The sequence below is a fragment of the Vallitaleaceae bacterium 9-2 genome (genome assembly GCA_038396585.1).
Classification (GTDB): Bacteria; Bacillota; Clostridia; order Lachnospirales; family Vallitaleaceae; genus UBA1351.
In genome coordinates this window covers 1,735,670-1,750,518 of sequence record CP121691.1, presented here as the reverse complement: position 1 = coordinate 1,750,518, position 14,849 = coordinate 1,735,670, and the positions used below count along the sequence as shown (strand labels likewise).

The window sequence follows — 14,849 nt, the reverse complement described above, 5'->3', positions numbered from 1 at the left end:
TCCTCTCCTTTTATTTCTTTTTATTTGGAATGGCATTATCAAACATGTATGGCATCACTTCTTTAACACTTGACACCACTGTGTTCCCCTTCGCATCTTCAAAATAGATTGTCGCATCCGGCATAAGTTCACTCATTACCTGTCGACAAACTCCGCACGGATAGGTAACATCTTCTGCCGAACTAACGATTGCAATTGCATCAATCTCTGTATCCCCTTCAGATATAGCTTTAAAGATAGCAGTTCTTTCTGCACAATTGGTTGCACTAAACGCAGCATTTTCAATATTACATCCTCGATAAATTTTTCCGCTTTTCGTACGAAGGGCTGCACCTACTTGAAACCCTGAATAAGGGGCATACGCATATTCTCTTGCATGTTTTGCTTCTTGTAATAATACTTTATCCATCAATTCTTTTTGCTCTTTTTTCATCATATCACTCCATTGTTATATAGTCAGTACGGTGTTTAGGATAAACACTAATAAATGTTTTTCCCGGGTTCAATAATAATGGGGCACCATCTTCTGTAAAATACTGTGTTGGTGAATTATGACTAGTTTTACTCCAAGTAATAGGTACAGCAACTCCATCCGCCAAATATAAACCTTCGCCTTCAGTCAAAAGCGTCATGTCCATACAACCGAGAGGATCTCCTTTAATCGTCCATATTGACGTGTATTGCAAAATAATATTTTCAAAAGCTAGCTGCTGGTCATTTAGGGCATCTATATGTTTTTTCCCGAATTGATAGCGTTCATATACACCTAGTTCGTCATTATAGATAAACTCAGGATTTGTCCCATATGCTCCTGAATAATCCAAGGACAATTTGTTTATGAACCCATTCTCTTGAATAGCTGTGTTTTCTGTCTCTGTTGTGCCTTCGACTTCACCTGTCCATTCAATAAAGTTTAATTTTCGTTTTGCATCAATATCAATTTCTTTTGGATATTCCAATACATCCCATGTATTCATCAATAGTTCGTAGGATGTAAATGTACTATGTGGACGCACCCGTTTTGGATCTAAAAATGTAAACAATTCATCTAAGTGACTTAATCCATAAAACCGGTTAACATCAAGCTCTCTAAAAGCTGTCTTTGCATAGGTTGATTGACCTACATGGGTATAAATCGCATCATGGTCCAATGCAAAGTCCATATAATAATGACGCGCACTACGAATAGGTCCTATTTTTTCCGCATCAAAATCCTGAAAAACGGCCAAAAGTCGGGTGATTCCCCCTTCAACAACTGTTTCATAAAGGATATCTGCTTGGGATATTCCATATTGTGGAAGCGCCGATTTAATGTTGCTGATCATAATCCCAATTGGACGGCGTAAATAGACTTCTTCTGAAGTTGGTAAGCCTGTATACAAGCTTAAAGGCCCTATAGGTTCTGGCTCTGGCTCTGGCTCTGGCTCTGGCTCTGGTTCTGGCTCCGGTTCCGGTTCTGGCTCCGGCTCAACTTCAGGTTCTGTATCCACAATGGTTTCAGCTTCACTCACAGGTTCATCTGGTACACGAGAAGCTTCATTACTTTTTGCCTTAAGTAGACTCACTACAATAACCCCAAGAATAACAACTAGGATAATCGCAAGAATAACTATAGTACGTTGTTTTTTATTTTTCAAAAAATTCATCTCATCTCATCACTTTCTGTTATCAATTATATGTTTGGCATAATGTTTTTTTGTTCACGTATCATTACAATTTCGTCATCTGGATTTTCATGGTCATAGCCCAAAAGGTGTAACATACTATGAACAATTAGAAACGAAAACTCCCGTTCAAAAGTGTGCCCATATTCTGCTGCTTGTGCATTGACATGATCCATAGATAATACTATATCCCCTAAAATCACATAACCCATCTCAGGATTTACCAAACCATCTATTTGGGTTTCTAAATAGGCATATGCACAGGGACTTGGCCAATCAATCATTGGAAAAGATAAGACATCTGTAGCTTTATCTTTTCCTCGATGTTCTAAATTTAATTGGTGTATATATGTATCATCAGTAATGGTTAGCGTAACATCCACCTCATATGGAAATTTAGTATAATCAAGAACTGTTTCAATCGTCTTTGTTGCTAAGTTCTTTTGCTCTTTTGTTAGTGCTATATCTTCATCGTCAAAAAAAATCATTGTTCTATCAACTCCCTGTCATATTTTACACGCTCATGATACAGTCCATTATATACTTGAAGAAATGCATTTGCAATAACGGGAAGCTCATCAAAGCGCAACGGACTTTCATTTAATTGATGGTTCGTAATAACCGTTAAAATCACTTGATCAATCAATTGTATAATTTGATCCTTATCGCGTTCATTTAAATCAAGACCTTTTGTCGCTGCATCCACACAATCTGCCAACATGACAATCGCTGCTTCTTTCGTTTGTGGCTTAGGTCCTTCATACTTAAATTCTTCAACATCAATTGTAAATCCATCACTGTGTGATACTGCTTTATTATAAAAATAAGCCACAACCGAATCCCCATGATGCTCTTTTATAATATTTACAATGTTTTTTGGTAATTTATACTCTTTTGCTAGAGCAAGGCCTTTTTCGATATGGCGAATGATATAATGTGCACTTGCATCCGGTGATAAATCATCATGGATATTCTTTCCATTTTGATTTTCCGAAAAATATTGTGGCTCTTCAATTTTTCCAATATCATGATACATAGCTCCAACTCTAGCTAATTGATAATTCGCCTGAATATCTAATGCCGCCTTTTCTGCTAAGTTAGCCACCATCATACTATGATGGTACGTTCCCGGAGCCTCTACTAGCAATCGTTTCATCAGGGGCTGATTTGCACTACCTAGTTCAATAAGCTGCGCTTCAGACGTAATATTAAAAACAGCTTCCCACATGGGCTCGCTTCCTTGTGCCAAAACAATCACCAGCATTCCGTTTAATCCTGCTAAAAACATGTTACCATAAGAAAATCCTAGTAAATGTCCAAATTGCATTAAATGCCCGACAACAACCAATAGCATCATCAACAATGTTGTTGAAATCGCCACATAAACAATTTGCTGCCTTTTTTTCACATAAGGCATAACATAATTAATAAACAAGCCTGCAACAACATACATCATATATATCTCTAGCGGTAATGCCACAATCATAAGTAATAAAAAGGATATCACAAAATGTGTCATTAACGCTAGCTTCGAATCAATCATTGTTGAAATAAGTGCTGTGGTTAAAAGCAATGGGAGTATGTAGGCGTTAAAAGGCAACAAAAAAACTGAAGGTATAAAGCCAACTAAAACAAAAGTCCAATACATCAGATGTAAATTTTTCGAAAAAAGTGTAGGTTCATAATACACATTAAAAATATATGCAACCAATGTAAGAATAGTGCCGACCAAAATTAAACGGGTAATTAATTCTGCAATATTTACACTTTCATTTATCATTCCAATAACTGCAACAACAATAAATATTAACATTCCAATTATAGGAATGGTTCGTTTAAACCTCTCTTGACCTTTCACTTAAAAACCCCCTAACATTAATGTTTGTTATTTTCATATGCCTCAACAATTTTTTGTACCAGCGGATGTCGAACAACATCTTTATTCGTCAAACGACACATCCCTATTTCCGGAATATCTCTTAATATGCCCATAGCCACCTCTAAACCAGAGCGTGTACTGCCCGGCAAATCTTTTTGGGTAATATCTCCAGTAATAATGGCTTTTGAACCGTACCCAATACGTGTCAAAAACATCTTCATCTGGGCAGGTGTTGTATTTTGCGCTTCATCTAATACAATAAACGCATTATCCAATGTTCTTCCTCGCATATATGCAAGAGGCGCAACTTCAATCAACCCTTTTTCCATATTGGCTAAAAAGCTGTCCGTCCCCATAATTTCATAAAGCGCATCATAAAGAGGCCTTAAATAGGGATCTACTTTACTTTGCAAATCTCCTGGTAAAAAGCCTAATTTTTCACCCGCTTCAATGGCTGGTCGTGTTAATATAATTCGATTAACTTCATTTTTTTTAAACGCAGTAATGGCATGAGCCATAGCCATATATGTTTTACCCGTTCCTGCCGGTCCAACACCAAACACAATCATTTTATTACGAATTAAATCCATATATTTTTTTTGCCCCTGTGTCTTAGGACGAATATATTTTCCATTCGGCGTAACACATATATACTCAGAGCTGATACTTGCGAGTGATGTTTTACGCTTTTCCAATGCCATGTTGATAGCATATTGAATATTATCCTCAGATAAATTCACACCTTTTTTTAGTGTCGCTAATAAATCATTAATGACAATTTCAGCTGTCTTCACACTATGATGTGTCCCTTTAATCTGTATTTTTTCTCCTCGATTGCTCAAGGATACTTTTAATGCACCTTCAATTTGTTTTGCATGCGTATCATAGTCACCAAATAAAGCTGGTAAATACTCATGCTCTACATGCATCGATGTCTCTGATATTGCCATATTTCCCTCCTGTAAATTCCATTTACATTTCAGTTGTAATTATCTCGTGCGATGCTTTTGACATCTGAAACGTATAAGTAAAAAAAGCTATCGAAATCATTCGATAGCTTTTTATCTATGCCAGTAATTTTCTAACAATTTGGCTGACCAATTTGTTGTCTGCGCGACCTGTAGCTCTATCAGTCATTACTTGCATGACTTTACCCATATCTTTCATTGATGTTGCACCTACTTCATCAATAACTTCTTGAATCATACGTGTAACTTCGTCTTCAGATAATTGTTCAGGTAAATAGCTTTCAAGCACTTTGATCTCAGATTTTAATTCATTAATTAAATCTTCTCTACCACTTTTTTCAAATTCCGGCAGCGCTGCTTTACGCTTCTTTAATTGCGAGGCAATAACGCCAATTATTTGATCATCAGACAAAACAATTTTATTGTCTTTTTCCTCTTGAAGCACAGCAGTTCTGACAGATTGAATGGTATTTTTTCTCAAAGAATCTTTGGCCTTCATGGCATCTTTCATGTCCGTGAAGAGTTGTTCTTTTAGTGACATATAATCATCCTTCTGTACTATTTAAACTTACGCTTTCTAGCAGCTTCAGACTTTTTCTTACGTTTTACGCTTGGTTTTTCGTAATGTTCTCTTTTACGAATTTCTTGCATAATACCCGCTTTGGCGCAGTTTCTTTTGAACCTTCTTAATGCGCTATCTAAGGTTTCGTTGTCTTTAATCGTTACGTTTGACATTCTTTCCAACCTCCCTCCAGTTGCAATTTCGTGCTATATCCTACAACTATAGGGCCTCATTTAAGCACTATAGATAATTATAGCACAAAATGACGGTACGTCAACTATTATTTCAAGAATAAGCAATAAATTTTAATGCCTTATTGAATCAAAATAAATGCACTAATAAAGAGTATCACACAAACAATTGTCGACAAAACTAAGGCATTCGACAAAATGGCTTCACTTTCCTTCGTCTCATATTCACTTATAAATACAGGCAGTGAAAATGGTGGTGGTAAAATGAGAAATGTAAAAAACCCAAAATCAAAAAACGGATTGGTCTCTATTAAATTATTGATCCAAAAAAATTTCACCAAGTATCCTATGGATAACATGATAACCAGTCGAACAAACACTAGTTTTGCTGCTTCTTGAAGATATTGCCGCTCGATTTTAAGCGTAAAGCCAATAATAATCAAAAGTAATGGCGTAATTAACCCCGCCAAATACTCTAGGGTATTTTCTATACCTAACCAAATAAAATTCGTCTCAATCTGTCGCCCTATTCCTGTAAGGTTTAATGCAATTCCTAAAACAATGGCAATAATTAACGGCGATTCAGCAAAACCCTTAATCGTCTTCCATGAAAAGCGACTTTTTTCAAAATGTTGTCGAATCAACGTTATATAAATAAACCAAACAAAAAATTCATGCCCTATGCCAAAAATCGTATATTGATCCAAGTATTCCATTCCATAAACTGCTGAATATAGTGTAATTCCTATCGTTCCAAAGGCCGTTGATGTCATAAAAAAAGGTGTCAAATTCGTATGCATATACGGTGTTTTGGAGATAAAATATCCCAAACTATAAAACAAAATTAACATAACAAATGTAATGAGTGTAACTAAGTAGAATTCTTTTTCAATGACCATATTTTTAAACGTTAAAAATAGTACTGCAGGTAATGCAATATTGACAATACCTTTTCGTAAGCCGCTAATGACTTCGTCTGAGATTGTATGCCGATTATTTAAATAAAATCCAAATCCAATTAAAAGTAAAATGGGTATGATTTTGGAGAACGCATCTAACATGTCTTATCCTTTCTAGCTAATATTCATATCTCTTCCTATTCAAAATCATAACGATAAAAGCCTTTATCCATATATATTTTGTCCTGAGTATCTATTTCACTATCAATATATCGCATCAAATGTGCCACTGTATATTTTTTCCCAAATGCAATTCGGTTGTCATCCCATGGTGTATATCTGTATGTATCAATATCAAGATTATACTGATCCAACAAGGACAAATCTGTTGTTATGGGAATTGTTGTAATGGTATCCGTCTGCCACAAAGTATATGTCGGTAAAAATCCAATACCTGTCATTTTTGGTCTTTGGCAATCATACGTTTTGAAATAAATATTAAAAATAACTCCAAGATCTGTATTTCCACCAAGCTTCTCTACATTTCGTTGAGAAGCGATAAAATTACCTAGGGAATAAATAACCACTTTAGGTTCCTCGAATATCGTTCCATCGACTTCATAAAAAAGTTCAACAGGTTGAAGAACATGGGGATGTCCACCAAAAATAATATCTGCACCATTAGCAATCAATTCTTTTACAATATCTCGTTGAATACGTTCACTTTCCAAACTAACATACTCATATCCAAAATGCATCATTACAATCACATAATCACATCCGGACGCTTCTGCAGCAGCTACATCCAAATAAAGCTCTGCAAGTTTGTCTTTGTTATAATAATCGAGTGTATTAATCTGATCCATTTTCCCGGCAATTGTAAGACCGTTGGTGGCATATGTATAATTGACGACTGCAAAGCTAATCTCTTCCACCTCAACTATTTTATACGGTTCGCGTTCTTCCCAAGAACTAAACGTTCCTGTAAAAGGAATCTGGCGCATATTCAGCTGTTCAATCGTACGCTGCATTCCATATTCACCACTATCTAAGCTATGGTTATTTGCTGTTGCTAAAAAATCAATACCGGCATCTGTTATGGCATCTAAAACCGTATCTGGTGTTCTAAATAACGGATAACCTGAATACTCACTCCCAGGTAATGTTGTTTCAAAATTTCCAAATACATAATCCACCTCATGTAAATACGGCTTTATATGTGTGAAACTATCCAAAAAGTCATACTGACCTGTTTTTTCATCATAGGCACGTGAAATCTGGGTATTATGAAACATTAAGTCACCGACTGCACCTATTGAAACAGTATTTATGCGATTTTCTTGATTTTGTCGTATAATATTCCTTTCAACTTTTGCATGAATATCTGCATTTGACCGCGCTCTTCGTGTGAAGTTTGCCTTCAATTCAAGATCATCTGACCCACATCCTGTCAATCCTCCAATGAAAAAGAACATGAAAAGAAAAGCAACCTTAATGATTGCTTTTCTCTTAACTATTTTAAGCATTGACTTGCTCTCCAAGCAACTCAACAGCTTTTTCAAGCGCTTGCGCTATTTTGCTTGTATCTTTTCCTCCGGCTTGAGCAATCTGTGGTTTTCCACCACCACCACCGCCAACAATTTTTGCAATGGCGGATATGATTTTCCCGGCATGTGCGCCTTTTTGAACCGCAAAATCACTTGCCATGACACTTAACAATACTTTACCATTATTATTCGATGCAAGAACAACGACTCCTTGGTTCAATTTTTCTTGAAGCTTATCGCCTAAGTCTCTTAGACGGTTCGCATCAAAACCTTCAACCTCAGCTGTAATGATTTCAATATCTCCTATAGATATTTTATCGGTCAATAAGTCATCGACAATAGAAGAAGCTGCCTTTGATTTTAGTTGTTCATTTTCTCGTTTCAATTCCTTAATTTCATCGAGTAGCGTTTGTAGCTTCGTCTCAACTTGTCCCACTTCACAGCGCGCTTTTTCTGCTACAGCATTTAATGTACGTTCGATCGAGTGATAGTAATTAATCGCTCCCTGACCAGTTAAAGCTTCAATACGACGTACACCTGCAGCAACACCACCTTCAGATACAATTTTAAATAATCCGATTTCAGAGATGTTCGATAAGTGTGTTCCACCACACAGTTCAATGCTGTATCCATCTATATTAACCACACGAACCGTTTCTCCATATTTTTCTCCAAATAATGCCATCGCGCCCAACTCTTTTGCTTGAGCAATCGACATTTCTTCTATATGAACACTAAGTCCTTTTTGAATCTGTTCATTGACTAAGTTTTCAACGGCTTTAAGATCGTCTTTTCCAATGGCCTCAAAATGTGTAAAGTCAAACCGTAACCGATCAGCTGATACACTTGAACCTGCTTGTTCAATATGATCGCCTAAAACTGTCTTTAAAGCTTTTTGAAGCAAGTGTGTTGCACTATGGTTTTTCGCTGTTGCAAAGCGATGATTCTCATCAACACTTAAGCGAACCTCTTGTCCGATTTCTAAATCGCCTTCGACCACTTCACCGATATGTGCAATATTATTTCCAACTACATTGATGACATCATCAATACGCACTTTTCCTGTTGCCGTTTCCATATATCCAATATCAGCTTGCTGTCCACCACTTGTTGCGTAAAAAGGTGTCTCATGTACGATAACACTCACTTTTTCTCCACTTGAAATACTTGTAACAACATGGTTGCCTTGAGTTAATCCAGTAATTTCACTGACCATTTCTAGTTGCTGATATCCTACAAATTTTTCACCAATTCCGATTTCCAACTTATGGTATACAGTTTCTTCTGCGCCCATATAGTTGGATTCTTCTCGGGCATTACGCGCGCGATCTCTTTGAGCTTTCATTTCTTCGGCAAAAGCTTCTTGATCAACTCGAACACCCTTTTCCTCAGCAATCTCAATCGTTAAATCTAATGGGAAACCATATGTATCATATAGTTTAAATGCTTTTTCCCCACTTAATACTGTCTGATCTTCTAATTCATCTAGGTATGTATTTAAAATTGCAATTCCTTGGTCAATCGTTTCTGCAAAACGTTCTTCTTCTGTTGTTAGCACCTTCAGAATATACGCTTCTTTTTCTTTTAATTCCGGATAGCCATCTTTGCTAGATTCAATAACAATTTGTGCTAATTCCTTCAAAAAAGCGCCTTGAATTCCCAAAAGTTTACCATGACGCGCCGCACGACGAAGCAAACGACGAAGTACATATCCACGCCCTTCATTGGAAGGCAAAATACCATCTGAAGTCATAAAAGTCACGGAACGAATATGGTCTGTAATTACACGAATGCTAACATCCGTCTCTTTATTTTCTAAATAAGTCACCTTTGCTTTTTTACATATTGCATCACGAATAACCTGCATCGTATCCACATCAAAAAATGAGTTGACCCCTTGCATCATCATAGCCAGACGTTCAAGCCCCATTCCTGTATCAATATTAGGATTTTTTAGTGGTACATAGTCGCCATTTTCCATTTTTTCAAATTGGGTAAACACAAGGTTCCAAATCTCAACAAAACGGTCACATTCGCAACCAACAGTACAGTTTGGATCATCACATCCATATTCTTTTCCACGGTCTACATAGATTTCTGAACATGGTCCACATGGTCCGAGTCCATGTTCCCAGAAGTTATCTTCTTTGCCCATGCGTACAATACGGTCCATTGGAACGTTCTCTTGTTCGTGCCATATCTTTTCCGCTTCATCATCTTCTTCATACACCGATACATATAGAATATCTTTAGGAATTTCTAAAACTTGCGTAAAAAATTCCCAAGCCCATGCAATTGCTTCTTTTTTAAAATAATCTCCAAAAGAAAAGTTTCCAAGCATCTCAAAAAATGTTCCATGACGAGCTGTTTTTCCTACATTTTCAATGTCGCCTGTACGAATACATTTTTGGCATGTTGTCATTCGATTTTTTGGGGGTGTTTCTTGACCTGTAAAATAAGGTTTTAATGGTGCCATTCCTGAATTAATTAACAACAAACTTTTATCATTTTTAGGAACCAAAGGAAAACTATCGGCTCGAAGATGGCCCTTGCTTTCAAAGAATTCGAGATACATTTTTCTTAGTTCGTTTACTCCATAGCTTTTCACGAATTTACGCCTCCTGATCCAGTTAATATATTAGAAAAATTATAATGAAATTTTACGTATTTGTCAAACAATGGTTTTACACTTTCAATTCAAAGTCCGTGTCATCCACCATTGCTTGTAGCGACTTCATTACGCCAAATTTACCATGATGATACGTTAGCCCACCTTGAAAATACACGGTAAACGGTGGCTTGATTGGCGCATCAGCACTAAGTTCAATGGAAGAGCCTTGCACAAAAGCACCGGCTGCCATAATCACCTCAGCGTCATATCCTGGCATTTCCCATGGCACTGGCGTTACAAAGCTATCCACAGGGGCACCAGCCTGTATTCCACGGCAAAAAGCAATGACATTTTCTTTTGTCCCCATATCAATCGCTTGTATTATATCATAACGCGGCTGACTACTTTGTGGCATCACATTAAAACCTAGTTTTTCATATAATTTGGATGCAAATAAAGCTGTTTTATGTGCTGATGCTACAACGGTAGGAGCCAAAAATAACCCTTGGAACAAACTATGTGTCATTCCGTGAGAAGCACCGACTTCTTTTCCAAGACCTGGAGCGGATAAACGTATGGCCGCATTTTCAACATATTCTTGTTTACCGGCAATATAGCCACCAGATGGAGCAATTCCTCCTCCCGGGTTTTTTATTAACGATCCAACCACCAAGTCAGCACCATAATCACTAGGCTCATCATACTCAACAAACTCTCCATAACAATTATCTACCATAATAATGACCTCAGGTTTGATTTGACGAATGTAATCAATCAGCTCACCAATTTGTTTATTGGAAAAAGTCGGTCGCCAATCATATCCTTTCGATTTTTGAATCGAAATCAATTTTGTTCGATCATTAATAGCATGTTTTATGCCTTCAAAATCGAATGAAAAGTCTTCTAATAAATCTACCTGTGCATATGTTATACCATATTCACTTAAAGACCCTTTTGTAGGTATAATTCCAATAACCCCTTGCAATGTATCATAGAGCTTTCCAGCAGGTGCTAAAATTTCATCACCCGGCCGTAAATTTCCACTTAAGGCAACTGTCAGTGCATGTGTCCCCGAAATTAATTGAGGACGAACTAAAGCAGCTTCCGTATGAAATACGGAAGCATAAACATTTTCCAAGGTATCCCGTCCAATATCGTTATACCCATATCCATTGGTCTGGTTAAAATGCATATCGCTTAATCGATGTACTTGCATTGCATGTAATACTTTTAATTGATTGGCTTCAGCTATACGGTCTATTTCCCTAAAACGTCGTTCCAGGTCCTTTTCCACAGCATTGCTTACGGAAAGGACCTGGTTGCTTATTCCAAGTTGTTCATAAATCGTGTTGGTCATAATGTAAGTTCCTTTTCTAGTACTCCTCAACTTCAATGTTAAAATGAATTTCTTTTGAAGGTATTATAGTTGAAATCGCATGCTTGTATATCATCTGCTGCTTTCCTTCTGTTTCTAAAACAACAATAAAATTATCAAACCCTTTTACGATTCCTTTTAATTGAAATCCATTGGTCAAATATACGACAAGCACAATCTTATCTTTTCGTACTTGATTTAAAAACATATCTTGTAAGTTTACTGGTTTTGGCATCGGTAATCCCCCTTTTCGAAAGTATTCTACTCTTATTCTATAGTATATTTACAAATAGTTCAATACAAATATCGGTTTATCCTATTAATTTCATGATCGCTTCTGCTATAGCTTCTACATCAAATGCAAATTGATCTACATGAATCCATTGGACATTTTTTTCACGACGAAACCATGTCAATTGTCGTTTAGCAAAACGACGTGTATCGCGCTTTATAATATATATAGCTTCTTCTAATGTAATGCGTCCTTCGAGATAATCAAAAATCTCTTTATAACCAAGCCCTTGCATAGAGGTCATTTCCTTGGTGTAACCTTTTTCTCGTAAGTATTTGACCTCATCAACAAGTCCTTGTTCAATCATTTGATCTACCCGCTGGTTAATTCGTTCGTACAATAAGCCTCTGTCCATTGTCAATACAATAAACGTCACATCATAGGGTGAAGATTTTGCTTGCTGCTTTGCATTATGCGCACTCATTTTTTCGCCAGTGAGTAAGTAATATTCTAATGCTCGACAAACCCGTTTAACATTGTTCGGGTGAATTTTTGAAGCACTTTGTGCATCAACTTTTGCAAGCCATGTATGTAAGCCATCTCCTCCGTACTTTTCAAAATACTCTTCTACTTGTCGTCGGACATGGGCTTGCTCATCTGTTTGTGAAAAATCAATATCATTAACAACAGATTGAATATAAAAGCCTGTCCCTCCTGCGATAATAGGCGTCGCCTGCTTTGCGTAAATACTATCCATGGCCTTTTTAGCCATCATTTGAAACCGGTGTACACTAAAGTCCTCATCCGGCTCCAAAACATCAATGAGATGATGGGCTACACCTTCCATCTGTTCTTTAGTAATTTTAGCTGACCCTATATCCATATATTTATATACCTGCATCGAATCTGCAGAGATAATCTCTCCTTGGATTTTTTTTGCAAGCGCTACTGAGACAGCTGTTTTTCCACTAGCTGTCGGACCAGCAACAACAATTAATTTTTTCTTATCCATCATCACTACACACTTTCATATCATACAATTCGTTTGAATTTTTTTTCGAGTTCCTGCTCACTCATTCGAATCATTGTTGGTCGACCATGAGGGCAATGGTACGGATCGTTAAGTTGCAAAAGTTGTTCAATCAAGCTTTGATATTCTAAGACCGTTATTTTATCCCGACCTTTAATCGCTGCCTTACAAGCGATTGTTGCTAATTCATGAAGATAACGTTCTTGCTTTTTCATTTGGAGTCCTGAACGCAATTGGTCAAAAAAATGAATAAAATCCATATTTGTAAGTGGTGCATTCAATAGATATGGAACACTCTTTAGCACGATTGAATTTCCACCAAATTCTTCCACATCAAATCCCAAATCCGCAATCGCCTGCTGATGTTCTTGAAACAGTTCAAACTCACGATCGGACAAATCATATACCTTTGATTCTAAAAGCATCTGAGAAGAAATATTGTGCTTTTCAATTTTTTCAACCCAGGATTCATAAAGCACTTTTTCATGGGCAGCATGTTGATCAATAATATATAATTCTTTGTGATACTCTACCAGCCAATACGTCTTGAAAAGCTGTCCGATAACACGATGTTTTTGCACTTTTTGTTCGTCTAAAAACAAATCCATCGATACCGGTTCTGCCGTTTGTGTGTTTTGAAACATAGGGTTAGGCTGAGGCTGTTTTGAGTTTGGCTGAGTCTGCTTTGGGTTTGGCCGACTTGGTTGAGACGATTCAACATTTTTGTTTTGTATCTGAGGTTTTATATATTCTGTTGGTGGTTGCGTATACGTTTCTCGACGTTTAACTTCAAAAGGTTCCGGTGCTTCCTTAATGAGTTTTTGATGTTGTTTTTTTTCACTGCGTATTCGTTCTTTTTCATCCTTTGATTCACTAAGCGTCACATCAACAACCGGCTCTTTTTGACGAAGAGTATGTATCACCGCCTCTTTAAAAATCTGGCGTATAAGCATCTCATCGTCAAATCGTGCTTGCATCTTGGTCGGATGTACATTGATATCCAACAGGTGTGTTGGGCACTTTAAAAACATCACCGCAAAAGGAAACTGATTAATCATCATGGCTTCTTTAAATCCCTCTTCAATGCCTTCTTGAATCCACTTTGATTTAATATAACGATTATTTACATAATAGATTTCATATTGACGATTACCTCGGCTTAATTCAGGTTCTCCAATATACCCTGTAACTGTATATTCTCCAAACGTGTAATTGACTTCCTTACTTTTTTTTGCATATTCTTTCCCAAAAACCTGATAAACACAGTCCAATAATGCATAATTGCCTGAGGTATGCAGTTTCACTTTTTTGTTCACAATATATTTAAACGAAATACCTGGATGACTTAATGCTAAGCGATAAATTAAGTCCGTAATATATCCTGCTTCTGTACGTGGCGTTTTTAAAAACTTTTTGCGCGCAGGGACATTATAGAAAAGTTCTCGAACGACAAATGTGGTACCACTTGGGCATCCGATATCTTCAATTTGCTTTTCTTGCCCCCCTTCAATCAAATAACGTACGCCTGTTAATGCATCTTCATTTTTTGTAATGCATTCAACCATCGAGACCGCTGCAATACTTGCTAACGCCTCTCCACGAAAACCTAATGATCTGATATGATCCAAATCATCTGCATCTGTAATTTTACTGGTTGCATGGCGTAAAAATGCAGACTCGACGTCTTCTTTTGACATACCAATACCATTATCTGTGATTCGAATGCTTTTCAACCCGCCATCTTCAATTTCCACAGTAATTGCATTCGCCTTTGCGTCAATCGAGTTTTCTACACATTCTTTTACAATAGACAAAGGGCGCTCAACCACTTCACCTGCTGCTATTTTATTAATCGTATCTTGATCTAAAAGATGTATTCGGCTCATAGTCA

The 14,849-nt window shown here is 36.9% G+C and carries 14 protein-coding genes; all 14 read right to left on the bottom strand.

Translation table 11 applies throughout. The features are described from left to right. Positions 1-10: 10 nt before the first annotated feature. The 14 genes from cdd to mutL all read right to left on the bottom strand — a co-directional run bounded on the left by cdd (position 11) and on the right by mutL (position 14,844). Entirely contained in the window at positions 11-409 is a 399-nt protein-coding gene (cdd, locus tag QBE53_08250; protein WZL83281.1) for a cytidine deaminase, read from the bottom strand. 28 nt (positions 410-437) lie between these two features. Continuing rightward, entirely contained in the window at positions 438-1,637 is a 1,200-nt protein-coding gene (locus QBE53_08245; GenBank protein ID WZL83089.1) for a DUF3048 domain-containing protein, read from the bottom strand. A gap of 35 nt (positions 1,638-1,672) precedes the next feature. Beyond that, on the bottom strand, positions 1,673-2,152 hold the full coding sequence (gene ybeY / locus QBE53_08240) for an rRNA maturation RNase YbeY (GenBank protein WZL83088.1): 480 nt from the start codon (positions 2,150-2,152) through the stop codon (positions 1,673-1,675). Next, the gene (locus tag QBE53_08235; GenBank protein WZL83087.1) at positions 2,149-3,522 is read right to left on the bottom strand and encodes an HDIG domain-containing protein; all 1,374 of its coding nucleotides are present in this window, start codon (positions 3,520-3,522) and stop codon (positions 2,149-2,151) included. The genes ybeY and QBE53_08235 overlap by 4 nt, the downstream gene beginning before the upstream one ends. A gap of 17 nt (positions 3,523-3,539) precedes the next feature. Then, on the bottom strand, positions 3,540-4,493 hold the full coding sequence (locus QBE53_08230) for a PhoH family protein (GenBank protein WZL83086.1): 954 nt from the start codon (positions 4,491-4,493) through the stop codon (positions 3,540-3,542). 115 nt (positions 4,494-4,608) lie between these two features. Beyond that, a complete protein-coding gene (locus QBE53_08225; GenBank protein ID WZL83085.1) occupies positions 4,609-5,052 on the bottom strand; it encodes a GatB/YqeY domain-containing protein in 444 nt (147 codons plus the stop codon). 17 nt (positions 5,053-5,069) lie between these two features. Continuing rightward, a complete protein-coding gene (gene rpsU, locus QBE53_08220) occupies positions 5,070-5,246 on the bottom strand; it encodes a 30S ribosomal protein S21 (protein WZL83084.1) in 177 nt (58 codons plus the stop codon). 140 nt (positions 5,247-5,386) lie between these two features. Continuing rightward, positions 5,387-6,325 (bottom strand): malate permease, encoded by a 939-nt coding sequence (locus tag QBE53_08215; GenBank protein ID WZL83083.1) that lies wholly within the window; start codon positions 6,323-6,325, stop codon positions 5,387-5,389. 35 nt (positions 6,326-6,360) lie between these two features. Then, entirely contained in the window at positions 6,361-7,689 is a 1,329-nt protein-coding gene (locus QBE53_08210) for a CapA family protein (protein ID WZL83082.1), read from the bottom strand. Next, positions 7,682-10,318, bottom strand: coding sequence for an alanine--tRNA ligase (gene alaS / locus QBE53_08205; GenBank protein WZL83081.1), 2,637 nt, complete (start codon positions 10,316-10,318; stop codon positions 7,682-7,684). Before alaS ends, QBE53_08210 begins: the two co-directional genes overlap by 8 nt. Positions 10,319-10,394: 76 nt before the next feature. After that, positions 10,395-11,678 carry a methionine gamma-lyase family protein gene (locus QBE53_08200; protein WZL83080.1) on the bottom strand — a complete coding sequence of 428 codons (1,284 nt, stop codon included), beginning with the start codon at positions 11,676-11,678 and terminating at the stop codon, positions 10,395-10,397. A gap of 16 nt (positions 11,679-11,694) precedes the next feature. After that, positions 11,695-11,931, bottom strand: a complete 237-nt coding sequence (gene hfq / locus QBE53_08195; protein WZL83079.1) for an RNA chaperone Hfq — start codon at positions 11,929-11,931, stop codon at positions 11,695-11,697. A gap of 76 nt (positions 11,932-12,007) precedes the next feature. Next, a complete protein-coding gene (miaA, locus tag QBE53_08190; protein WZL83280.1) occupies positions 12,008-12,940 on the bottom strand; it encodes a tRNA (adenosine(37)-N6)-dimethylallyltransferase MiaA in 933 nt (310 codons plus the stop codon). Between the two features lie 20 nt (positions 12,941-12,960). Continuing rightward, positions 12,961-14,844, bottom strand: coding sequence for a DNA mismatch repair endonuclease MutL (gene mutL, locus QBE53_08185; protein ID WZL83078.1), 1,884 nt, complete (start codon positions 14,842-14,844; stop codon positions 12,961-12,963). Between the last annotated feature and the right edge of the window lie 5 nt (positions 14,845-14,849).

Excerpts from the sequence above, each read along its gene's own strand:
- cdd (WZL83281.1), bottom strand. The coding sequence starts at position 409 with ATGGATAAAGTATTATTACAAGAAGCAAAACATGCAAGAGAATATGCG.
- ybeY (WZL83088.1), bottom strand. The coding sequence starts at position 2,152 with ATGATTTTTTTTGACGATGAAGATATAGCACTAACAAAAGAGCAAAAG.
- QBE53_08230 (WZL83086.1), bottom strand. The coding sequence starts at position 4,493 with ATGGCAATATCAGAGACATCGATGCATGTAGAGCATGAGTATTTACCA.
- QBE53_08225 (WZL83085.1), bottom strand. The coding sequence starts at position 5,052 with ATGTCACTAAAAGAACAACTCTTCACGGACATGAAAGATGCCATGAAG.
- rpsU (WZL83084.1), bottom strand. The coding sequence starts at position 5,246 with ATGTCAAACGTAACGATTAAAGACAACGAAACCTTAGATAGCGCATTA.
- QBE53_08215 (WZL83083.1), bottom strand. The coding sequence starts at position 6,325 with ATGTTAGATGCGTTCTCCAAAATCATACCCATTTTACTTTTAATTGGA.
- QBE53_08210 (WZL83082.1), bottom strand. The coding sequence starts at position 7,689 with ATGCTTAAAATAGTTAAGAGAAAAGCAATCATTAAGGTTGCTTTTCTT.
- QBE53_08200 (WZL83080.1), bottom strand. The coding sequence starts at position 11,678 with ATGACCAACACGATTTATGAACAACTTGGAATAAGCAACCAGGTCCTT.
- hfq (WZL83079.1), bottom strand. The coding sequence starts at position 11,931 with ATGCCAAAACCAGTAAACTTACAAGATATGTTTTTAAATCAAGTACGA.
- miaA (WZL83280.1), bottom strand. The coding sequence starts at position 12,940 with ATGGATAAGAAAAAATTAATTGTTGTTGCTGGTCCGACAGCTAGTGGA.
- mutL (WZL83078.1), bottom strand. The coding sequence starts at position 14,844 with ATGAGCCGAATACATCTTTTAGATCAAGATACGATTAATAAAATAGCA.